We start from the raw sequence: 22,803 nt of genomic DNA on the forward strand, positions 1-22,803 counted from the left end.
TATGCGAAAATTGCTATACTGAGCAACGTTTTTAAACAACCAACTGAATAAAGGAACATAAAATGGCAGATTTTAATAAAATTTTGGACGCTGGTGATGTTGACGCTGGTGAAATCAACGTTGTTGTTGAGATTCCTACTGGTAGTAACCACAAAATCGAATGGAACCGCGAGCTTGCTGTATTTGAGCTAGACCGTGTTGAGCCTGCATTATTTGCAAAGCCTTGCAACTATGGCTTTATCCCACAAACTCTAGACGAAGATGGCGATGAGCTAGATGCACTTATCATCACTGAGCAACCTTTAACCACTGGTATTTTCTTAAAAGCCAAAGTAATTGGCGTGATGAAATTTGTGGATGATGGTGAAGTTGATGACAAAGTGGTTGTTGTTCCTGCAGATGACCGTAACAATGGTAATGCTTATAACAGCCTAGAAGACTTACCAGCACAGCTTATCAAACAGCTTGAATTCCATTTTAACCATTACAAAGACCTAAAGAAAGCTGGCACAACCAAAGTAGAAAGCTGGGGTGATGTTGCTGAAGCAAAAGAAGTGATTAAAGAGTCTATCCAACGTTGGAAAGATAAGTAATAAGTAACTATCACTATATATTCCCAAATTTATGCACTAAAAAACCATGTGTTATAAGTTTATGGGCTAAAAGTGATATAATCAGGTTAAGTCAATATTGGCTTAACCTTTTTTATTATCTTTTAGAGTCTGTTAAACATTCACCCCGTTAAATCAGTATTTGCAATGCTTACAACTGTTTTTCATTTTACCCACCACTTTATTCTATCGTATTCCTCAGCCTCTAATCAGAATCACTAACTTTTTAAAAAGCTTCATAGACTTGCTTTTACCAAAGCTCTCCCATTCCTTGAGAAAAATAATCAACGGCCTCAGCTTTATTTTTTGAAGTCCACGAACGTCTGACTCTGATATCATCCACACTCTGGTAAAAAACAGGAATAAATATATCTAAAATACTTTTATAGGTTTAAAAAATAATATGTTTTTCTTATCAAGACATAGATATTTTTTATCTTATGCTATACTCAAATAGACTATTTTGCCTATTATTTTTATTACAACTAAAAACCATAACTGGAAGTATTTATGTCCTCATCTTCAACTCAAGCATCAACAACCACTACGCCACAGTCCGTTCTTACCTTTTGGTTTGACACCTTAACTCCTGCCGATTGGTTTAAAAAATCAGACGAGTTAGACCAACAAATTAATGATAAATTTGCTAACACTTTACAGCAAGCAGAACGTGGCGAATTGGTACACTGGCGAGAAAATGTGCAAGGCAGACTGGCAGAAATCATTGTTCTTGATCAATTTTCTCGCAACATTCATCGAGACAGCGCAGAAGCATTTAAACACGATGGCATGGCATTAATACTCTCTCAAGAATTGGTTGCTCATCCTGACTTTGCTACACTATCACAAGATGAACGTAATTTTGCCTTACTGCCAATGATGCACTCAGAATCAAAGCAGATTCATCTATTGGCAAGACCCCTATTTGAGCAGTTTGCTAGCCAGCCGACCATTGACTTTGAGCAAAAACATTTTGACATCATCGAACGCTTCGGACGTTACCCACATCGCAATGCCATACTTGGTCGCACCTCTAGCGAAGCAGAGATAACATTTTTACAAGGTCCAAACTCTGGTTTTTAATTTTTCCAATTCATTGCTAACTTTATGTCTAATAAAAAACTACCCAAAGCGGTTGCCATTATGGTTGAAAAAAATAATCTGGTGGCAGCCATCAAAACACTGGCTGAAGAAGAAAACATCAGTATGACTGAGGCAAAGGTGCGTATTGATGACTATGAAGCCGAAATAAAAGCCAAGCAACAGCAAAATATTGCTAAGATTGCAAAAAAACAAGGGCTACAAATAGACCCCATACAAAATGATGCTGTGCAAAAGGATACTATCCAAAACAAGACAGGTGGCTTTGAACATTTAAGCTCAGGCTTAAACAATCACCTAAATGATATTGGCTATAAAAAACCGCTTATTCCTCGTTGGGTATGGCGGTTATCTATTATACTTGTGGTCATGGGAATTATATTTTTTGCACTTTGGCGACTATTTATTTAATGTATTAGTGTCTTTTGTTATATGGTTAGATATGATGAGCAAAAAAGTGTAGTCCTAATCTAAGCAGGCTATCTTAACTGACTAAGACAAACGCGGGTCAAATGCATCACGCAATGCTTCACCAATAAAAATAAGTAAGGATAAAATCAGAGTCAAGCTAAAAAATCCTGATAATGCCAACCACGGCGCATCTAGATTATTCTTTCCCTGTAGCATCAGCTCACCTAATGAGGGTGAGCCTGGTGGCAAACCATACCCCAAAAAGTCTAATGCGGTTAGAGCAATGATATTTGCTGTCAAGATAAAAGGCAACTGAGACAGACTTGATGCCAGTGCATTTGGCAAAATATGTCGCCAGATAATCTGACGGTCAGACACACCTAAGTTTCGAGCCGCACGTACATAGTCAAAGTTACGCGCACGTAAAAACTCTGCACGTACCAAACCCACCAATCCCATCCAGCCAAATAGCAACATCATGGCAAATAACACATAAATGCTAGGGCTAAACAGACTGACCAAAATAATAATCATAAATAGCTGTGGCAAACCAGCCCAGACTTCCATCAAACGCTGTCCAGCCAAATCAACCCAGCCCCCATAATAACCCTGAATCGCACCAACAATAATACCAATCAGTGAGCCTGCCAATGTCAATGCAATACCAAATAACAATGAAACACGTAACCCATAGAGGATTCTAGCGACCACATCTCGACCCACATCATCTGTCCCTAGCCAATTTTGGGCATTAGGTGGGGCAGGATATGGCTGTGCTAGGCTCACATTAGGCGTCTGGTCTGCAAAAGCAATCGGTGGCATGATATAAAAGCCATCATGGTTAATCAGTTGCTGAACCACAGGATCTTTATAATTTGCCTCTGTTTCAAACACCCCACCAAATGCTGTCTCGGGATAAGCCTTGAATACTGGAAAATAATAGCTATCCTGATACTTCACCAATAAGGGCTTATCATTTGCAATAAAGTTTGCACCCATACAGAGCATAAATATCAGTACAAATAACCATAGTGCGATTCTACCACTACGATGGCGTTTAAATCGCTCTATCCTTGCTTGCCAGATAGGATTGTGAATCATAGCCATATTAGCGACTCTCAAAATCAATACGTGGATCAACTAAATGGTAACTTAAATCACTAATCAACTGTAACACCAACCCCACCACAGTAAAAATAAATAACGTGCCGAAAATTACTGGATAATCACGCTGTACTATCGCTTCAAAGCCCAGCAATCCTAGACCATCTAAATTAAAAATAATCTCAATAATAAAGTTTGCTGCAAAGAATATCCCCACCACGGCTGCTGGAATACCAGCAATGATAATCAGCATCGCATTACGAAATACATGTCCATAAAGCACTTGGTTTTCAGACAGTCCTTTAGCACGTGCTGTTAATACATACTGTTTACCCAGCTCTTCTAAAAAACTAAACTTGGTCAGATATGCCAATCCAGCAAATCCACCAATGGTACTGGCTAACAATGGCAATGCCAGATGCCAAAAATAGTCTTTTACCTTACCCAAAAAAGAAAGCTGTTCAAAGTTCTCAGAAACCAACCCTTGTAACGGAAAAATCTGCCAATAGCTACCACCAGCAAAGAACACCAGCAAAATCACACCAAACACAAATACTGGAATGGCATGACCCACTGCCAACAAAAAGGCGGTGGCTTTATCCATTGTGCTGCCATTATGGATGGCCTTATAGATACCTAATGGAATGGCTATCAGATAAATAAGTAAAGTACTCCATAACCCCAAAGAGATAGATACTGGCAACTTAGCAAGGATAAGGTCTATCACTGGCTCACCCTTAAAAAAGGACTCACCAAAATCTAGATGTGCATAATTTTTTAACATCAACCAAAATCGCTCTGGTGCTGGTTTATCAAAGCCATATTGCGCCTCAATTGCCTTTACCATTTCTTCAGACAGCCCTCGTGAGCCTTGGTATTTACCACCATTACCCATGGTTGGAGTAGAAGATGGAGCCACTGCTGTCGCATCACCTTTATTAGCTTGCTCAATCAAAGATATTTGCTGCTCAACAGGACCTCCTGGCGCAGTCTGCACAATGATAAAATTTGCCAACAAAATCAAAAATAAAGTTGGCAACATCAATGCCAAGCGTTTTAATATATAGCGCCCCATTTACTTACCCATTTACTTAGTATTGCAATAGCTTACTTCCATTATCTATATCGTAGCTATTTTTTATTACTACTAAAAGTTATTTTTCAATTCTCGTAATGCAGCAAATACCGTTAATGGCTTAGTATCTACCAAACTGACTTGGCGACTAACGCCTTCAATAGTATCTGCCATATCTGGACGCATAAATACATTAACCTGCTTTTCATGTGCTAATGTCACCGGCAAAGAAGCAATACCTCGCTCTACATTCTTTGTGGCTTCTAACAAACTATGGCGTATCGCTTCATTATTTGGCTCAATAGATAGTCCAAAGCGTAAGTTATCAGCAGTATATTCATGTGCAGGATAAAACAAAGTTTCATCTGGTAGCTTTTTTAACCGCTCAAAGCTGTTATATAGCTCTTCAATAGTCCCTGTAAACACACGACCACAGCCACCACTAAACAAGGTATCACCACAAAACACATGCTTTTGTGATTCAATATCTAGCAGGTATGCAAGATGACTTTGGGTATGTCCAGCAACTTCCCATACCTGAGCAGAATAGCCCCAAGCATTCACTGAACTGCCATCCTTAACAGACTGATCCATACGAACGCCATGCTCACTATGTGCAACAATATGCGTCATTGGATAAGACTGCTGTAACTCTGCCACACCACCTGTATGATCCATATGGTGATGGGTAATCCATATTGCCGTTAAATCTAAGTCATGTATCTCAAGATATGCCATCACTGGCTCAGCTTGACCGGGATCGACAACAATGGCTTGATTATTACTATCATTAATCAGCGTCCAGATATAGTTATCCTTAAAAGCCTTAATGGGGCGAATATGTATGGCCATACAATTCCTTACTCACTATCGTTAGAATAATTCATGTTCAAATAATAAATATGCTGTTATCTTCCATAAAATCAATATAGTCAACAAACTTGATGACTGTTATGGTTTTAGGCTCGTTTGCTTTACAACCGTACTATCTACATTTGCTTTATAACTACGCTAACTATAGTAAGCAGACTATAGAAGTACACACAGCATATATGTAACTTATCTTGCTGATATTACGATAACTTAGGGTTATCAAACCATTAATAAATACTCAATATATTGCTATTACTAGGGTCTAATGCAAAGAATCATAAACTTGCTTTTCTGCCTCCGCATCGACCCACCAATAATCTAAGCCCAGCGCATTATCTGGTAGCTTATCTACATGACGGTATTGCTTCCAATATGCCACATTACTACCTGTATTACCCAGCATAGGTACAATGTAATAACCTGCTCTTAATAATCGGTCTAATACCTTGGTATAAAGGATAATCTGCTCACGATTATCTGCTTTTATCAGTTGCTCTATGACTGCATCTATCATTGGGTTTTTAATACCCATTGTGTTTTGATTACCAATGTCGTCCGCAGACTCACTACCCCAATAGGACAACTGCTCTGCACCGGGTGATAAACTTTGTGCAAAAACATCTACAATCATATCGTAGTCATAATGGCGTTTACGCTCCAAATATTGTGGCGCATCCACATTTTGAATACTGGCATCAAACCCTAAACGTTGCAGATGTCGCACATAAGATAACAGCACACGCTCCATACTACTACCATCAACAACCAAAATCTCAATACGTGCACGTTGACCATTAGGTTGATACAAGTGCATATCTTTATAATAAAAACCAGCAGATAGTAGTAATTTTCGCGCTTCTAACAACCCTTCACGATTAAAACCATCCCCATTAGATTGTGGTAAATGCCATTCATTCAAGACCTGTTGCCGATAATCACTGTCTGCATCAGCCAGTAAAGGCGTCAAAACTGCCATTTCTTCCACACTTGGCTTACCAGTTGCTTCTAGCTCTGAGCCATAAAAATAGCTCTGTGGCTGTTCATATTGCTCATAAAATAGTGTTTTATTAAGCCATTTAAAATCAAATGCTCGTGTTAATGCTTGTCGAACTTTGATATCTTGAAAGAGGGGACGACGCTGATTCATAACCAACCCTTGCATGGCAACAGGGTTTTTCATTGTCACTCTCTCTTTTTTAACCATTCCTGCTTGTATAGCTGGAAAGTTATACGCCTTTGCCCAGTTACTTGCTTTATTCTCTTGACGAAACTGATACTGCCCCGACTTAAAACCCTCAAATGCTACTTCATCACTCAAATAATATACATATTTTACTTTATCAAAGTTATAGCGTCCTTGATTTACAGCAAGTGACTGCCCCCAATAGTTAGGGTCACGCACATAAGTCACCGACTGTCCGGGCTGTATACTACCTAACTTGTAAGGACCACTCCCCATCAACGGTGTCAAACTTAATGTCTCAAAGTTTTTGTCAATAGAAGTTTTTGCAAATACTGGAAACTGTCCAACCGTGAGTAATATCTCTTTATTATCTGCTGAATTAAAAATAAACTTGGCTCGATATTTATCTAGTACCTGTACCTCTTTAATATCTCCCAAATAACTACGAATAAACATCGGACCTTTACTGAGTAGTGCATCAAATGTTGCCTTAACATCTTCGGCTGTCACATCTGAACCATCCCAAAACTTTGCCTTTGGATTAATATGATAAATAATCCAGCTTGGGTCATCAGGGTCGTAAGTTACCTTTTCAGCAAGCTGAGGATACATAGTAAAAGCTTCATTTAATGAGCCACTCATCAATGTATCATATAAAAGGTCTGTTCCTGCCATTGGTACACCTGTTGTCATCCATTTATTGGCACTATTAAAAGTTCCAAGTGTACTCATAGACAACGTGCCACCCTTGGGTGCATCAGGGTTAGCATACGGCATATGAGACTTTCCTTCATATGCCGTTGTGCTATTGTGTGCTAAAGTTGTACGAGTAATGGGGTCGGCTTGAACGGGCAATGTCAGTATACCCAAAGCCATGACTAACAAAGCCTGAGATATTATCCGCTGACCACGTTGTTTGTCTGGTCGCTTATATTGGTGTAAGTTTCTTTGCTCCAGCATCAAGCCCTTTTCCTTATTACAACTTTATATATCGGGTTTATTGAACATTCAGCAAACCCTAAGTATCTCTCATTTTTAAGACTGTGTTTTTTCAAACTCTTGCATAAAGGCAACCAGAGCCTCAACCGCTTCCATACTCACGGCATTATAAATACTGGCTCGCATACCACCAACGTCACGATGTCCTTTTAAGTTTAACAGCCCTGCTTGTTGTGAAAGCTCCAAAAACTTTTTATCCAAAGAAGCATCTGCAAGAGTAAACGGTACATTCATAATAGAGCGATAAGGTTGAGCCACAGGATTTTGATAAAAATCACTGTTATCAATTGCCTCATAAAGAAGCTGAGCTTTACGTTGATTCACTTTGCTAATGGACTCAACCCCACCTTGTGCCTCTAGCCACTCAAACACCAGCCCTGCCAGATACCATGAATAGGTCGCTGGTGTATTTGACATCGACTTTTTCTCAGCAAGATGCTGGTAATTTAACAATGTCGGACACCACTGACTCGCCTGACCTAATAATGACTCATGAATAATCACAATCACCAAACCAGCAGGACCAATATTTTTTTGCGCACCAGCATATATCATACCAAACTTAGAAACATCAATAGGTGCAGATAAAATACAAGACGACATATCAGCGACTAATGGTGCATCAACATCAGGTGCTGTATGAATCTGTACACCGTGGATGGTTTCATTGGCACAATAGTGAAAATACTTTGCACCTTCAGATACACGCCAGTCCTTAGGATTTGGCACCTCTGTAAAGTTACCTGCCAAACCACTGGCAACCTCATTTACCTGCCCTAGCCCCAATACCTGATAACGTTTGGCTTCTTTTAGTGCTTTGCTTGACCATGCACCAGTAGTCAAATAATCACCTGTCCCTCCCATCAATAAATTTAACGGAATGGCAGAAAATTGCAAACTTGCTCCACCTTGCAAAAATAGCACCTTATAGTCATCAGGAATCTGCATCAAGTCTCGTAGCTTCTGCTCTGCACGCTCTGCCACTGCCACATAATCCTGACTACGATGACTCATTTCCATAATTGACATACCACTGCCATGCCAGTCCAGCATTTCTGCCTGTGCTTGTGCCAGAACCTCCGTTGGCATGGTTGCTGGTCCAGCACAAAAATTATAAGAACGATGTGGCGCATTACTTTGTGTATTCATGATTAGCTCTCATGTTAATGTTCAGTCAATAATTAAAATAGGACAGATGTCCTAATTTACTCTTAGGGTCTGTTGAACATTCAAATATTCAACAGACCCTAGTAAAAATACAAATATAGTTATAACAAGTACATAGTAAATCACGACCAGCCAAACCCAGTGAATTACTGTTAAATTTCCATTAGTCTACTGTGTAGAAAGCAACTGCCATAACTTCCGTTTTTGGCTGGCATCAGTCAGCATCTGTTGCAGACTTGGTAGCTGACATAAGCGTTCATGAGTTAGACCATCAGGCAATACTGTCAAACCAGCTACCTGTTTTTTATCATCTTGAGCCATACAAAAGACAAAGCCTGCCAAGCTAGCATTTGCAATTTCCAAGCTATCCATACCAGCACAAATCGGGAAACGTAACTCTCGCTCTGTTGCTGACAACGCTTGCACAATATTCCGCCATAGTTGCTGACAAGCACTGTCTTGTAACTGTTTACTATCTACTAACAATACCCAGCCCCGAAACTGTATGCCCAATAGGCTAAATGGTGCAATACGTTGAACCACTTTTTCTTCTACATTGGCATTGACTGGTTGCAGTTTAGGCTGGCTATCTGGTTGTTGCACTTTATACATCTGTGCAAACATATCACTTGGCTTGTGTTGCCCTGTTTGTTGTATCGCCGTATCTTTTGCCTGCATATCTGAGACAGGTGATACAAATTGATGCTGAGTAAACCTGCTTTCTTCTAATTGGCTAGTATCCGATGACTGAACACCCAAAGTAGTGGCTATACTTGGCTGGCTGGCACTAAGCTCAGTAGATGGAATAGACTGAGCCGTATCTGATGACGGTAAACTTGGTTGTGCAGGTGACTGTATCGAAGACCGTATATATGATTGTTCAGAAGATGGTGTTGATGATATCAACGAAGGTGATGGCTGTTGGTTAAGTTGATGACCAAGCAAAGCACTTGTATCGACCCTTAAAGTAGGCGTCTTCCGACCCACCCAACACTCAATGCCCATCATATCTAAAATATGACGTTGCTGTATATGTCGTGCACTTGTAAAACCTTTGGCAACTGCTGAGGTCATGATAAAAACAGCCTATCCATTATGGATTTTTATAAACTTATATAAAGGAACTATTTTAACAAACGAATCATTAAAATGGTCATTCAACCGCTTAAATACTTCATTCATCTCAACTTTTGTTAAAGTAGTTATAAAGTTTGTGTAATTATGTTAAAATAAAATAACAGCATCATATTAAATGCTGTCACAAAAACAGTGAAATCATATCTCAAACTACCGTTTGCAAACAACATTCATTGTCATTATGAACGGTCACTTTATAGCAATATTCTGATGATAGAAACTTAATTCAAGGATGTTGAAAGTTTCACTACAAATGTATATTTATTTTCAAGGAACAATGTTCATGCAACTATCTTTTCAACGCCTACCACTTGCTATCAGTCTATCTGTAGCAACCATTGCTATCACAACTTTAAGTGGCTGTAATAACCATCGTGCAATGGAAGAAAGCACACCTGTTACTATCATCATGCCAGCAACCCAACATAGTGAAAGTGCTACTCATCAACAAGTCCATAATACAACAGATGCACATATCCCGTTATGGTCTTATGATGAAGGCTTAACTGGTCCTGCACACTGGGGCTCTAGTATTGATGCACACTCTGTTTGTCGTACAGGTGTCAAACAGTCCCCTATTAACATCACCCAAGCCTCTGGCTCAACAGAGACGGCACCCATCACCCATTATACACCTAGTGATGTTGACGTAAAAAATAATGGACACACCATCGTTTTTACCTTGGATAATGATGATAACACGTTAATGATTCATGGTGAAAAATATACTTTAAAACAGTTCCATTATCACACACCAAGTGAACACCAAATTGCAGGGGTCAACTATCCTGCTGTTATTCATTTTGTTCATGCAAATGATAAAGAAGAACTGGCCGTTATTGGTGTTATGCTAAACCCAACTGGTGAAAATACAGCATTAACTAAGCTCATACAAACTGGTATAGAAGCCACGCAAGCCCATAATACAATCACCATTCATAATGTTGATATTAACAAACTACTACCTACTAATAGCCCCTATTATCATTATAGCGGTTCACTAACAACACCGCCTTGCTCAGAGCAAGTACAATGGTTTGTCATGACTAAGCCACTGGCTGTATCACAATCTACGCTTGCGACCATGATACAGATGTATCATGATAACAACCGTCCTGTACAGCCTGTTGGTAGTCGCACCGTTGAAGTTATCAACCCATAAGTATATACATCACTTAAAGTGAAAAAAGACCCAAAATGGGTCTTTTTTTATTGCAAAAACAGCATGATGGATAAAGCTCACACTGTTGATATATTCACTAAATAGCAGAAATAGGTGCTGTCACATCTGCATTTTGCCCACGATGGCGTAGATAATGGTCTAACAATACAATTGCCAACATTGCTTCTGCAATAGGTGTAGCGCGTACACCAACACAAGGGTCATGTCTACCCTTAGTCAGCATTTCCACTGGCTCACCTTGTAGATTAATACTACGTCCTGCCGTAGTAATGCTTGAAGTCGGCTTTAACGCAATACTTACCCGAATGTCTTGACCAGAAGAAATACCACCCAAGATACCACCTGCATGATTCGCAGTAAAACCCTCAGGTGTTAATTCATCACGAGAAACATGACCAAATTGACCTGCCACTGCCATACCATCACCAATCTCAACACCCTTAACGGCATTAATACTCATCATTGCATGCGCAATATCTGCATCCAAACGGTCAAAAACTGGCTCACCCAATCCAACGGGTACACCACTGGCAATAACCTCTAGCTTCGCTCCACAACTCGTTCCTTCTCGGCGCAAGCTATCTACCAATGCCTCAAACTTTGGTAATGTATCAAAGTCTGCACAAAAAAATGGATTGTTATTCACAAACTCCCAATCAATTTGCTCAACTGGAATATCTTTTGCTACCTCTGAACCAATTTGAGTCACATAGCCTCGAATATCAATACCGAGATGCTCTTTAAGATATTTTTTAGCAATCGCACCTGCGGCCACCCGCATTGCTGTCTCACGAGCCGAAGAGCGTCCACCACCACGATAGTCACGAAAACCATACTTCATACTATACGTATAATCTGCATGACCTGGACGAAATGTATTCTTAATATCACTATAGTCTTTTGACTTTTGATTGGTATTACGAATTAACAGCCCAATTGGTGTTCCTGTGGTTTTTCCCTCAAACACACCGGAAATAATCTCCACCTCATCATCCTCACGACGCTGAGTAGAGTATCTCGATGTTCCTGGCTTGCGACGATCTAGATCTCTCTGTAAATCTTGTGCAGACAGCTCAAGGCTAGGTGGAACACCATCAACAATTGCCAATAACCCTGCGCCATGTGACTCACCACACGTCGTCACTCGAAACACCTGCCCTATACTATTTCCTGCCATACTATCGCCTCAAATCTGCCTTATATTACCAATATACCAAGCATCTGCTCAAAAAACTTTAAACACTTAGCCAAAACTAACTATAGACTAACAGATGCTTTTACTGCAAACAAAGAACGATTCGCCATTAATTGCTGGTAATCCATAGCAAAAATTCCTCGACCACCTCGGGCAAAACGTAACCAGTTAAACTCAATATCAGGATAAGCTTGACACAGCGCCCACTCACTATCTCCAACTTCACAAATCAACAAACCATTTTCACTCAGATAATCTGGCGCATCATGCAAGATATGATGTACCAAATCCAGTCCATCTTGTCCTGCTGCTAGCGCATGCTCTGGCTCATGTAAAAACTCAGGTGGCAAATCTGCCATAGTTGCTGCATCGACATAAGGTGGGTTGGTAATAATTAAATCATATTGATTTTCTGCAGGTAACTTATCAAACAAATCAGACTCAATTAAATTAACCTGATATTCCATACCATGATGCTCCACATTAACAGCAGCAACTTCTAAAGCAGCCTTATCAATATCAGTGGCATCCACAGAAGCATCTACAAAACGACTTGCCAAAGCAATTGCTAAACATCCAGAGCCAGTACATAAATCTAAAATACGCTCAGGTTGTGGCAGTTGCTTATCTTCCAGTCCATGCGCAAAAAAATCCTGCTTACCTGTATTCTGTTGATTTATCTGTGCTTGTTGAGACGACGGTTGATTTAGGACAGAATAGGACAACTCGTTGGTTTGAAAATAAGGATAAAACTGCTGACGAATCAGCTCAGCAATTGGTGAACGAGGAATCAACACTCGCTCATCAACATAAAATGGTAAATCACAAAAATAAGCAAGATTAATCAGATAACTTAAAGGACGACGTTGAATAATACGGTCTTGCAATAATGTCAAAATATCTGTTTTTTCTGAAGGGGTCAAACGACAATCTAATATCTGCTCATCTGCTGACCAATCTAATGCTAACGGATGCAAAACAATGGCTGTTGCCTCAGCAAACTCATCTGTTGTCCCTTGCGCAACCACAACATCATGAATGCGTAACTGGGTCACAGCAAAACGAATCATATCACGAATACTGACCAGACTATTCATAGCTTCACCGAAACTAGCATTCATCTCTTCTAAAGCTGCTTCAAGCTCAGCCTCATGATTCAAATCAGAAGAGACATACTCTTGTTGAAACTGCTCAGCACTCATAACATGATGATTGGTCATAAACTTTCCTTTTAAATTATTTAAAAAATATTAGCACAGTAATTATACTTGTGTAACGATGCTTGTGTCATTGAAAATACAACTTTATTCTTTTCGGGTATTAACTAATAAATACAGCTTTTTACCATTTTTGAACCGAATAACACGCCCGTACATTAGTGAATGGATTTTACCAATTATTCTACCTTATTTCACTAATGCCATGCTCAAACTCAATCTAGATACAATATAACATAACTAATTTATCAAAATAGCGACATAATATGTCGCATAGATTACTAATATAGCAATTTTTGTCGTAAAAATTTGCCAGTCAGCCTAATTATGAGCATAATAGCGACATCATGTTCACAATTATAGTGATGACTCATTATGTTAAAACGCAATAAACTCTCTACCCAACTTGCCAGCATCCTTTGCTGTGCAACTTTATCATCTGTCAGTGTGGCTACTTTTGCTGCTTCTACATCCTCTCAACAGACACTACCTGTCCGTAGCGTCGATGAGATACCAACATTAATCATTAATGACCAGGTTGTTGAAGATGCAGACTTAAGTGATATTGCCAATAATAGAGCAACAGCTAATACTGCAAACCAAACCTTAAACAATGACCGCACTGAAGAACTAAGCGATGACATTGAAGAAGGACAAGCTGTCGCACCAGCAACGAGCAATACCGATGAATCTTCTATTGCCAGTATTGAAAACAATAATGTGCAAAATAGAAACGGTAAAGTCTATACCACACTAAATCTATCAGACTATGCCAAACAGGTGAATGACGCAGTTTGGTCACCTAATATGAATGTTAATACTGCAATGACAGTTAAATTACAAACATTATTAGACTGGAACCATGCTTCACCTGGTCCAATTGATGGTGGCTGGGGAATGAATAGCAAAAAAGCCTTAAGTAACTTTCAGGCAATGCATGGCTTACAGCAAACTGGACGAATGAATGCTGAAACTTGGGAAGCATTAACAAAAAACATTGATATGAATCAGCCTGTATTGGTTGAGTATACTCTAACCCAAGATGATATCAATACACCTTTTGCGACTACACCAACAGGCGCAGAAGCAAAATCGAGAATGAAAGGTCTTTACTATCAAAACATCATTGAGATGCTAGGTGAACGCTTTCATATGGATGTACGCTACCTAGAGAAACTTAACAAAGGTAAGTCTTTTACTGCTGGAGAAACCATCACTGTTATCAATGTTGGTGAACCACTAAAAGAACGTATTACCCGTGTAGTTGCTGATAAAGATGCTAAAACTTTATATGCGTACAATGGTAATAAGCTGGTAGCTACTTATCCAACCACCGTCGGTAGTAGTAGCACACCTTCACCACACGGTACTTATAGAATTGTTAATAAAGTGAAGATGCCATGGTACAAAGCCACTGTTGGTAGCGATGCAGATAAAAAAGTCTATATGCTACCACCAGGACCTAACAATCCTGTTGGTGTCGTTTGGATGGGGCTATCAAAACCATCTTATGGATTACATGGCTCACCAAGACCTGAAGGCATCAGCCGTCAAGCCTCTCATGGCTGTATCCGTCTAACAAACTGGGATGTTCTTGAAGTCTATGCCAACATCAACAATGGTGCGACTGTTGAGCTAAAATAGGCTATCCATAGTATAGCCAGACAAGACTGTATTGCTATATACGAAGAAGGGCAGTTTATCTAAACTGCCCTTCTTCTATCTAGTCTGTCTCACTCTATTAAGATTAGGTCTGTTGAACTTTTATCTCTACATGGTATAAGTCATCTGTACAGAATCAGACTTACCTGCCAGCAAACGCTCCATCTCATTTTTCATTCTTAATCCAACCTCATCATTGCCAAATTGTACCGCAAATCCTGCAGGACGGTTTGCCTGAGCTTTATGGTTGACCCAAACAACCTTACCATTTAATGGCATACGCTCACTAGATCCTGGTAATGTAATAGCTACGAATACTTCGTCACCAAGCTGATGCTGACGATTAGAAGGTACAAATACAGCACCATTATTTACAAACGGAAGATAACTGGCATAAAGAGTTTCAATGTTCTCAATATGACAGGTAATAATACCACCACGTCCAGGCATTGCCATAAATAAAGTTCCTTATATGTTTTATATAAACATCAAATTTTAGATATCACATAGCTACTAAATTGTAGCAATCTGTTGCATCAATTTATCATATGCCAGCTTCTCTTGGACATTTTGTTGTACAGATAGCTTAATATCAGCTATCAAGTGCCATAAACTCACCCAATCTTCAAACTTACTGTCCATCAAGTCTGCTATCTGATTGAAGTGAATATCTCGCTGTTTAGGCTCAACTTGTAGCTTAACTCGCTGAATATCAACAATCATTAACTCAGATAGCTCAATAAACTCTACTAAGCTTAACTGTGACTGCCAATAATCACTGGCAGCTATGCTACTACGCCGTCCACAACGCAATGCCTGCCATGTCGTTAACCACAGTTTTCTCATACCATACCAAGCAGACTCCAGCAACACCATGGCTTTAAGTGGCGCACCATCCGCTACTGCTAATAGTTGGGAGGCATCATACTGCCCTACTGACAGTCTCTTTTCCTGATAGTTATTATGATACAAAGCTAACTGACGCTCTAAAAAATCATAAACTAAATTTGTAGAAATCTGGTCAATGGGTACTTTTTGTACTCGACTTTTGATGGTTAGTAGTAATTGTGCAGGAGTATCACTAATCAATAATAAATACACGCCATCTTTTGGTTCTTCCAATGTTTTTAATAGTGCATTTGCTGCTGCCACTGTCATGGTATCAGCATAATCAATCACACATACTCGCTGCCCACGACTACCTTGACTCACAAACGGTTGCAACGCTCGAATATCATCAACCTTAATTTTATCAGATATACTGCTTTTTTCTTTAGTATCGCTATTATTCTTAGCTGACTTCTGTTTGTTAGAGATGTCATCTATATCTTGATTTTCTAGTATCAAACTACTTTGAGGTAATACCATTAAGTCAGGATGTGTACCTGAAGCCAACCATTGACAACTTTGACATACACCGCATGCATGATATGTTTGTTTATCTCGATGGCTACAAAGCAACCATGCGGTAAAACGCCAAACAAAGACACGTTTACCAATCCCCGACATACCTGAAAACAATAAGCCGTGAGGCAACTGCTGACTACGAGATGTCAGACTCTCCCAGACTTTTTTTTGCCATGGATACGGCATCGCAAAATAAGTCGATGTTGTATCAGATTGGTTATCCAGACTATCCGTAGGTGACATTAATAACTATTCCATACTGATAAATTCTGATTTTGGCATCGCATTGAGTCGCTCTAAGTCTTCTTGCGTATCCACACCAGCAGGTAAATTAGTCATAGCTTGCGCCACCGCAATTTTTCCACCATTTTCTAAAATACGCAATTGCTCCAAACATTCAAGTTGTTCTAATACACCCTGCTCCCAAGACACAAACTTTTTCAACAGACCAACACGATATGCGTATAAACCCAAATGACGATAAGCATTATTAGGAACAGATAACGCTTGATTATCTGTCAGTTGCGTATGATTGGCTAATGCCAACGCATGCTCTCGATCACAAGGTATCGGCGCACGACTAAAATATAGTGCATTGAGCCTATTATCTGTCACAACTTTAACAACTGAGGGACGCATAAACTCATCATGTGTCATAATTGGCTCACACAAAGTTGCCATGACACACTCTGATTTATTAATCAGTAAATTTTTCACTTGCTCTAATAATACAGGCGGCACCAGTGGCTCATCACCTTGCATATTAACAACGATGTCATTATCAGCCCACTGCTTAATACTTGCAACCTCTGCCAGTCTATCTGTACCTGATGCATGGGTTTCAGAAGTCATGACCACCTCATAACCAGCTTGCATACATACTTGGGCAATCTGCTCATTATCAGTTGCAATACAAACATCATCAGCAAACTGTGCTGCCTGTGCTTTTTCCGCTACCCAAAGTATCATTGGCTTACCATGAATATCTAACAATGGTTTGCCTGGAAGACGCGTACTTTTATAACGTGCTGGAATAACAATATGGACTTTTTGCATTGTGCAACACCTGTAACTAAGAGATCGTTTTTTAATTAATTGATAGTATATTAACTGGAGCTGTTAAACAGTCATCTTATGAATATTTCAGAAGTATGAAGTATTCAGCTACTCTACTTTTATACCCACATCTGCTAGTTGCTGAAACAGTAAGTCATAACATGGTGATGATAGCTGCGCAGACACTGGTAAAACCCAAATAGACAAAGCAGCGATTTTTGAGTATTGTTGTGCTAAAACTTTTATCTTAACTGCATCTTTACTGGTAATAATAATTGGATAATCAGACAAATCTAATAAATCATCTTCCACAAACGCATGATGATCAGGAAATGCTCGCTCAATAACCTTATAACCTAACTGACGTAACGACTGAAAAAAACGTTGTGGATAACCAATTCCACTCACTGCATACACAGTTGCACCATTTTTTGGGGAACTTGATAGATTTTCTGTATCTAGGCACTCTTTCTTTGCTAGCAAACGGTATAGTTTGGATGGTTGCAACTGCATATAATAGGTATCATTTACATCACCATGCTGAAGATCAGACTGAGCAGTAATATGATAAATGACTGTCGCACCATCTAGCCGCGATAAAGGCTCACGTAAAAATCCTGTTGGTAACAACTGCTGATTACCAAACCCTCGACTACTATCAACCACTATCCACTCAATATCTCTTTGCAACGCATAATGTTGTAACCCATCATCTGCAATTATTAACTGCAAATTTGGATACACAGATAATAGTTTTTCAATTGCCTGTTGACGATTGGGACAAACACTCATAGGTACTTGGGTATTCGCCACAATAAGGCACGGCTCATCACCAACTGCTTGCGGTAAGCTTTGTTCAGTGACCAATGTGGGCATCAGCTGCGTATCCCCACCATAGCCACGGCTAATAACACCAACAGCAACACCACGCCTTTGTAGCTCATGCACAAGAGAAATAATCAATGGTGTCTTTCCACTGCCCCCCACACTGATATTCCCGATGACCATCACTGGTATAGGCGCTCGATAGCTTTTCAGACAACCATAGTGATAAAGCTGCTTCCGTAAAAATACAACCATGCCATATAGCCAGCTAACTGGTAATAATAACCACAGCCACTTAGCTTGACGTTGCCACGCTTGTGTAAATAGCGTCTCCAATTGCGCCATATCTGATCAGCCTATCTATACAACATTATACAATCTAGAAAGTCTACTATTTATATATTAAGCCTCTGCAAAATCTCGAGCATACATCTGAGCATATTGACCACCAAGCTGTAACAACTCATCATGTGTACCAATTTCTTTAATATATCCTCCATCAAGCACCACAATCTTATCTGCAGACTCAATGGTAGTTAATCGATGCGCAATGACCAACGTTGTGCGGCTCTTCATAATATTATCTAATGCTTGCTGAATATAATATTCAGACTCATTATCTAGTGCACTGGTTGCTTCATCTAAAATTAAAATCGGTGCATCTTTTAACAATGCACGAGCGATAGACAAACGTTGGCGTTGACCACCAGAAAGTTGTAAACCATCAGCACCAATATCACTACCATAACCATTAGGTAGCTGCATAATAAAATCATGCGCAAAGGCAGCTTTTGCCGCTGCGGTAATATCCTCTATTGGCTTATCTGCCAAACTACCATAGGCAATATTATGCTCAACACTATCATTAAACAACACAACTTGTTGGTTAACCATAGCAATTTGCGCACGCAATGACTCCAAGGTTAAAGAATCAATTGGTTGATTATCCAAAAATATCTGTCCAGATGTTGGCGTTAATGCTCGTGTTAATAAATTAACCAGTGTCGTTTTTCCCGCACCACTACGTCCAACCAGAGCAATTGTTTCCCCCGCCTTAACTGACAAACTAAAATCTTGCAAAGCCTTAGTACCATCTGCATAAGTTAATCCAACTTGTTCAAAGCGAATATCACCATGCAGTTTTGGTGTTAATGTTCCAGTATCTTGTTCCTCTGGCTCATCTAACAATGCAAAAATAGACTCTCCAGCAGCGATACCTTTTTGCAATTGCTGATTAATATCCGTTAAAGAGCGTACAGGCTTACTCAACAGACCCGCTGCGCCAATATAAGCGATAAACTCACCAGCAGTCGTACCACTCATTACCTCTGGACGCAGTGCCAACCAAACCACCACACACATAGCCATAGCCATCAATAACTGAATAAGTGGCGTATTGATACTATTGGTAATAACTACTTTCATACCTTGACGCAGGTTTTTCATAGAAGCGTCATTAAACCGCCGTGACTCATACTCTTGCCCACCATAGTTTTTAACAACTTGATAGCCATTAATGACCTCATTGGTGATATGACTGACACTACCCATGGTCTGCTGGATACCCTTTGATAAATGCAAAAACCGCTTGGATGCATAACGTACCAACCACAAAATAGGTGGCAATACCACAAATAAAATCAAAGTCAGTCGCCAATTGCTATAAAACATATAGCCCAATAAGGCAATCACTGTTAAGCCATCACGTAACAGCGTTTTTAAAGATCCTGTACTGGCTGCGGTCACCTGCTCGACATCAAAGATAAGTTTTGAAGAAATCGTACCAGAAGGATTTGCCAAATAAAAAGCACTAGGCAGACGTAACAATTTATTAAATACTTCTACCCTAAGTCGATATACCAAATTGCGAGAAATAAGTGCTGTAAAATAGTTTCCCAAAAAGCTGGCAAAACCACGAGTGATAAACAACAGAATGATTAAGATAGGAAATAGATTTTGCTGAGATTGATCACCACGATTAATGGCATCAGTAATGAATTGTAGCAACTTAGCTATCCATACTTCAGTTGCAGAATTAATAGCAAAACCAATAATGGTTAATAATAATGCCCACCAATATGGCTTTAAATAGCCAAGCAATCTAAAGAAAGTATGTCGCTGGCTAATTTCTGGTTTAAGTGTTGCTGTTAGCTCAGGATTTGAGGACTTTGCAAACGATGGCATGACAGTCTTTTATCCTTTATAGATATGAAAAAAACACAGAGGCGTGATGCTGGCAGAGGATATGGACTGTAACTACTCACTAGTCGCTGGGGCTGATGTACTTACTCCAGAGATGCTTTGTCCAACAGGAACAATCGTACTGATGTTTAAGTTCACAAATCCCATTTTACCTGCCACATCCATCACTCGTACTACAGACTGATGTGTTGCATTACCATCGGCAGCAATGACAAATACCATATCTCGTTCACTACCTGCCTCTTGATTAAGCATATTAGTCAGTTCAGCCTCACTATCCGACCCTAAAGCAATACCATTGACTGAATAGCTACCATCTTCTTGTACAGCTACCTCAATGGTCTTAGTATCTTCAGTAACCTCAACACCTTCAGCTTCTGGCAGTACAATATTTAAGCGACTGAAATGGTTAAATGTCGTTGCTAATAATAAAAATACAATCAAAAATAACAAACAATCAATCATTGGGGTCAGATTGATTTCAAGTGGCTCAACTGTAGGTTTTCTAAAACGCATACCTTAACTCTTATCTAATCGGTTAATATTGCATCACTACCCAGCTTTGAAGCCATTGCAGTTTCTTTATTATTCATATCTTGAGCGCTGATGGCTTCAGGAAAAAGCTGATAGTCATACATCTCTTGTATCATCATACCAGCTTCTGTTTCAAACCGTGCATTGATATCAACAATTCGGCGCTGAAAGAAACGATAAGCAACCAAAGCAGGAATCGCAACAATCATACCTGCCGCTGTAGTAATCAATGCTTGTGATACACCAGCAGCCAGTAATGTTGGGTCTTGCATTGCACCATCAGTAATTGCTAAGAAAGAAGAAATAATCCCTAATACTGTTCCTAATAATCCTAATAAAGGAGCGATTGCACCAATTGTGCCAAGCATATTAATGTTTTTTTCAAGCTGATGAATCTGCACACTTGCACGATTCTGCATATGCATGGTCATAGAATCTAGACCGTACTGACGGTATAACAGTCCAGTTGCCAATATATCACCCAATGCTGTTTTTTCTTTTACATTGAGCAGTTGTACGCGACTAATATTACCATTTTCACGCAACCGATTAATCAGTTGCTCACGTAAGCGCTTTGGTGCGACTTTTTCATACTGTAGCTTCATGCTACGTTCAATCATAATCACTAATGCCAGAACAGAGCATAGCACAATCGGTGCCATTAACCAGCCGCCTGCTCTTATTAACTCCCACATGACCACACCTTAATTATTATTTTTTTGACAAACATACTATCAATGCTACCCATCATTTAAATTATCAGCACTCATTTAAAATATTGAACGCATGCTTATTTAAACATGATAGAAAAGCACCTTAATCTTCTGTCAAATGTTTCATTAACTGCTCTAACTCATCCTGTGTATGAAAAAATATTTCCACACTTCCCTTGCCATTTTTTTTCTGCTTAAGCTTAACCTCAGCACCTAATGCTTCTGACAGTCGTTGATTTAGAGCGACGATTTCATGATTATTTACTTTCAGTTTATCTGTTTTTTCTGACTCGGGCTGTAAAATGGATTTGACTAACTTTTCAGCCTCTCGTACTGTCATCTGATTATCGATGATTTTTTTAGCAATGATGGGCTGTTGCTCTTGAGACAATGACAACAAAGTACGCGCATGTCCCATATCCAGTTGCTTATCAGCAAGATACTCTTTAACCGTTTCATGTAACTGATTGAGTCGTAATAAGTTAGAAACAGTTGTACGTGCCTTACCCACCACCTCAGCAATCATAGCATGACTCATACCAAACTCAGTATGAAAACGCTGGAGTGCTGCTGCTTGCTCAATCACGCTCAAATCTTCACGCTGAATATTCTCAATCAATGCCAGTGCGATTGCTAGCTCATCAGACAAAGCACGTTCAATAGCAGGAATAGTTGTCTCTCCTGCCATTTTGGCAGCTCGCCAGCGACGCTCACCAGCGATAATCTCATGTGTCACCTGCTCTGCTGTTTTATCTTCATTTGCCAATAATGGACGAATCACGATTGGTTGCATCACACCATGTTGACGGATAGAGCTAGCCAACTCTGCCAGTGCCGTTTCACTCATATCACGGCGAGGCTGGTACTTACCTGCTTGCAACTGCTCTACTGCTATCTGCACCAGAGACATTTGTTCTTCACCATTGACTTGAACAACTGATTTTTTACCAGCTATTTTATTTGCAGAGGCTTTAGCCGTCGCACCTTGAGACTTCTTACGTCCAGTTGCTTTTGTAGACACTGACTCAAGAGAATTATCATCACGAAGTGCTGAGGCTGTAATCTGTTTTTCTTTTTTAATGGACCCCAATAAGGCATCTAACCCCCTATTTACAGCCAGTCCTCGTTTTTTTGCCATGACAACTTAT

At 39.7% G+C, this 22,803-nt stretch carries 21 protein-coding genes; 5 read left to right on the plus strand and 16 right to left on the minus strand.

The window, feature by feature from the left end:
• The first annotated feature begins 62 nt into the window (after positions 1 to 62).
• The 3 genes from FHK88_RS04745 (at position 63) to FHK88_RS04755 (ending at position 2,123) form a co-directional block, all read left to right on the plus strand.
• Positions 63 to 593, plus strand: coding sequence for an inorganic diphosphatase (locus FHK88_RS04745; protein WP_227429609.1), 531 nt, complete (start codon positions 63 to 65; stop codon positions 591 to 593).
• Between the two features lie 528 nt (positions 594 to 1,121).
• Positions 1,122 to 1,694 carry a DUF924 family protein gene (locus tag FHK88_RS04750; RefSeq protein ID WP_227429610.1) on the plus strand — a complete coding sequence of 191 codons (573 nt, stop codon included), beginning with the start codon at positions 1,122 to 1,124 and terminating at the stop codon, positions 1,692 to 1,694.
• Between the two features lie 24 nt (positions 1,695 to 1,718).
• Positions 1,719 to 2,123 carry a hypothetical protein gene (locus tag FHK88_RS04755; protein ID WP_227429611.1) on the plus strand — a complete coding sequence of 135 codons (405 nt, stop codon included), beginning with the start codon at positions 1,719 to 1,721 and terminating at the stop codon, positions 2,121 to 2,123.
• An 81-nt stretch (positions 2,124 to 2,204) separates the two neighbouring features.
• On the opposite strand, the gene FHK88_RS04760 is transcribed toward FHK88_RS04755, so the two are convergent.
• The 6 genes from FHK88_RS04760 to FHK88_RS04785 form a co-directional block, all read right to left on the minus strand.
• The gene (locus tag FHK88_RS04760; RefSeq protein ID WP_413680436.1) at positions 2,205 to 3,230 is read right to left on the minus strand and encodes an ABC transporter permease; all 1,026 of its coding nucleotides are present in this window, start codon (positions 3,228 to 3,230) and stop codon (positions 2,205 to 2,207) included.
• Position 3,231: 1 nt separating this feature from the next.
• Positions 3,232 to 4,302: a microcin C ABC transporter permease YejB gene (locus tag FHK88_RS04765; protein ID WP_227429612.1), complete on the minus strand. Its 1,071-nt coding sequence runs from the start codon at positions 4,300 to 4,302 to the stop codon at positions 3,232 to 3,234.
• Between the two features lie 72 nt (positions 4,303 to 4,374).
• Complete coding sequence (gloB, locus tag FHK88_RS04770) at positions 4,375 to 5,154, minus strand: hydroxyacylglutathione hydrolase (RefSeq protein ID WP_227429613.1); 780 nt, start codon at positions 5,152 to 5,154, stop codon at positions 4,375 to 4,377.
• Positions 5,155 to 5,437: 283 nt separating this feature from the next.
• Positions 5,438 to 7,234, minus strand: coding sequence for an extracellular solute-binding protein (locus tag FHK88_RS04775; RefSeq protein ID WP_413680443.1), 1,797 nt, complete (start codon positions 7,232 to 7,234; stop codon positions 5,438 to 5,440).
• A 159-nt stretch (positions 7,235 to 7,393) separates the two neighbouring features.
• Positions 7,394 to 8,506 (minus strand): 3-phosphoserine/phosphohydroxythreonine transaminase, encoded by a 1,113-nt coding sequence (gene serC / locus FHK88_RS04780; protein WP_227429615.1) that lies wholly within the window; start codon positions 8,504 to 8,506, stop codon positions 7,394 to 7,396.
• A gap of 186 nt (positions 8,507 to 8,692) precedes the next feature.
• Positions 8,693 to 9,598 (minus strand): hypothetical protein, encoded by a 906-nt coding sequence (locus FHK88_RS04785; RefSeq protein ID WP_227429616.1) that lies wholly within the window; start codon positions 9,596 to 9,598, stop codon positions 8,693 to 8,695.
• A gap of 346 nt (positions 9,599 to 9,944) precedes the next feature.
• On the opposite strand from FHK88_RS04785, the gene FHK88_RS04790 reads away from it, so the two are divergent.
• Positions 9,945 to 10,823, plus strand: a complete 879-nt coding sequence (locus FHK88_RS04790) for a carbonic anhydrase (protein WP_227429617.1) — start codon at positions 9,945 to 9,947, stop codon at positions 10,821 to 10,823.
• 97 nt (positions 10,824 to 10,920) lie between these two features.
• Here the strand turns inward: FHK88_RS04790 and aroC are convergent, their stop codons facing one another.
• Together aroC and prmB are read right to left on the minus strand one after the other, a co-directional pair.
• The gene (gene aroC / locus FHK88_RS04795) at positions 10,921 to 12,021 is read right to left on the minus strand and encodes a chorismate synthase (protein WP_227429618.1); all 1,101 of its coding nucleotides are present in this window, start codon (positions 12,019 to 12,021) and stop codon (positions 10,921 to 10,923) included.
• 80 nt (positions 12,022 to 12,101) lie between these two features.
• Positions 12,102 to 13,160, minus strand: a complete 1,059-nt coding sequence (gene prmB / locus FHK88_RS04800) for a 50S ribosomal protein L3 N(5)-glutamine methyltransferase (protein WP_264480615.1) — start codon at positions 13,158 to 13,160, stop codon at positions 12,102 to 12,104.
• Between the two features lie 471 nt (positions 13,161 to 13,631).
• Between prmB and FHK88_RS04805 the strand changes: the two genes are divergently transcribed.
• Positions 13,632 to 14,900 (plus strand): L,D-transpeptidase family protein, encoded by a 1,269-nt coding sequence (locus FHK88_RS04805; protein ID WP_227429620.1) that lies wholly within the window; start codon positions 13,632 to 13,634, stop codon positions 14,898 to 14,900.
• Positions 14,901 to 15,026: 126 nt separating this feature from the next.
• On the opposite strand, the gene FHK88_RS04810 is transcribed toward FHK88_RS04805, so the two are convergent.
• The 8 genes from FHK88_RS04810 to FHK88_RS04845 form a co-directional block, all read right to left on the minus strand.
• A complete protein-coding gene (locus FHK88_RS04810) occupies positions 15,027 to 15,374 on the minus strand; it encodes a PilZ domain-containing protein (protein ID WP_227429621.1) in 348 nt (115 codons plus the stop codon).
• Between the two features lie 57 nt (positions 15,375 to 15,431).
• Complete coding sequence (locus FHK88_RS04815; RefSeq protein ID WP_227429622.1) at positions 15,432 to 16,568, minus strand: DNA polymerase III subunit; 1,137 nt, start codon at positions 16,566 to 16,568, stop codon at positions 15,432 to 15,434.
• Between the two features lie 6 nt (positions 16,569 to 16,574).
• Entirely contained in the window at positions 16,575 to 17,381 is an 807-nt protein-coding gene (gene kdsB / locus FHK88_RS04820) for a 3-deoxy-manno-octulosonate cytidylyltransferase (RefSeq protein WP_227429623.1), read from the minus strand.
• Positions 17,382 to 17,489: 108 nt separating this feature from the next.
• Complete coding sequence (gene lpxK / locus FHK88_RS04825) at positions 17,490 to 18,551, minus strand: tetraacyldisaccharide 4'-kinase (protein ID WP_227429624.1); 1,062 nt, start codon at positions 18,549 to 18,551, stop codon at positions 17,490 to 17,492.
• A gap of 57 nt (positions 18,552 to 18,608) precedes the next feature.
• The gene (msbA, locus tag FHK88_RS04830; RefSeq protein ID WP_227429625.1) at positions 18,609 to 20,390 is read right to left on the minus strand and encodes a lipid A export permease/ATP-binding protein MsbA; all 1,782 of its coding nucleotides are present in this window, start codon (positions 20,388 to 20,390) and stop codon (positions 18,609 to 18,611) included.
• Positions 20,391 to 20,462: 72 nt separating this feature from the next.
• Positions 20,463 to 20,924 carry an ExbD/TolR family protein gene (locus FHK88_RS04835; RefSeq protein WP_227429626.1) on the minus strand — a complete coding sequence of 154 codons (462 nt, stop codon included), beginning with the start codon at positions 20,922 to 20,924 and terminating at the stop codon, positions 20,463 to 20,465.
• A 14-nt stretch (positions 20,925 to 20,938) separates the two neighbouring features.
• Positions 20,939 to 21,637, minus strand: coding sequence for a MotA/TolQ/ExbB proton channel family protein (locus tag FHK88_RS04840; RefSeq protein ID WP_227429627.1), 699 nt, complete (start codon positions 21,635 to 21,637; stop codon positions 20,939 to 20,941).
• A gap of 121 nt (positions 21,638 to 21,758) precedes the next feature.
• On the minus strand, positions 21,759 to 22,793 hold the full coding sequence (locus FHK88_RS04845; RefSeq protein ID WP_227429628.1) for a ParB/RepB/Spo0J family partition protein: 1,035 nt from the start codon (positions 22,791 to 22,793) through the stop codon (positions 21,759 to 21,761).
• Between the last annotated feature and the right edge of the window lie 10 nt (positions 22,794 to 22,803).

Origin of the sequence: Psychrobacter sp. I-STPA6b, from assembly GCF_020662265.1 — a bacterium.
Taxonomy (GTDB): domain Bacteria; phylum Pseudomonadota; class Gammaproteobacteria; order Pseudomonadales; family Moraxellaceae; genus Psychrobacter.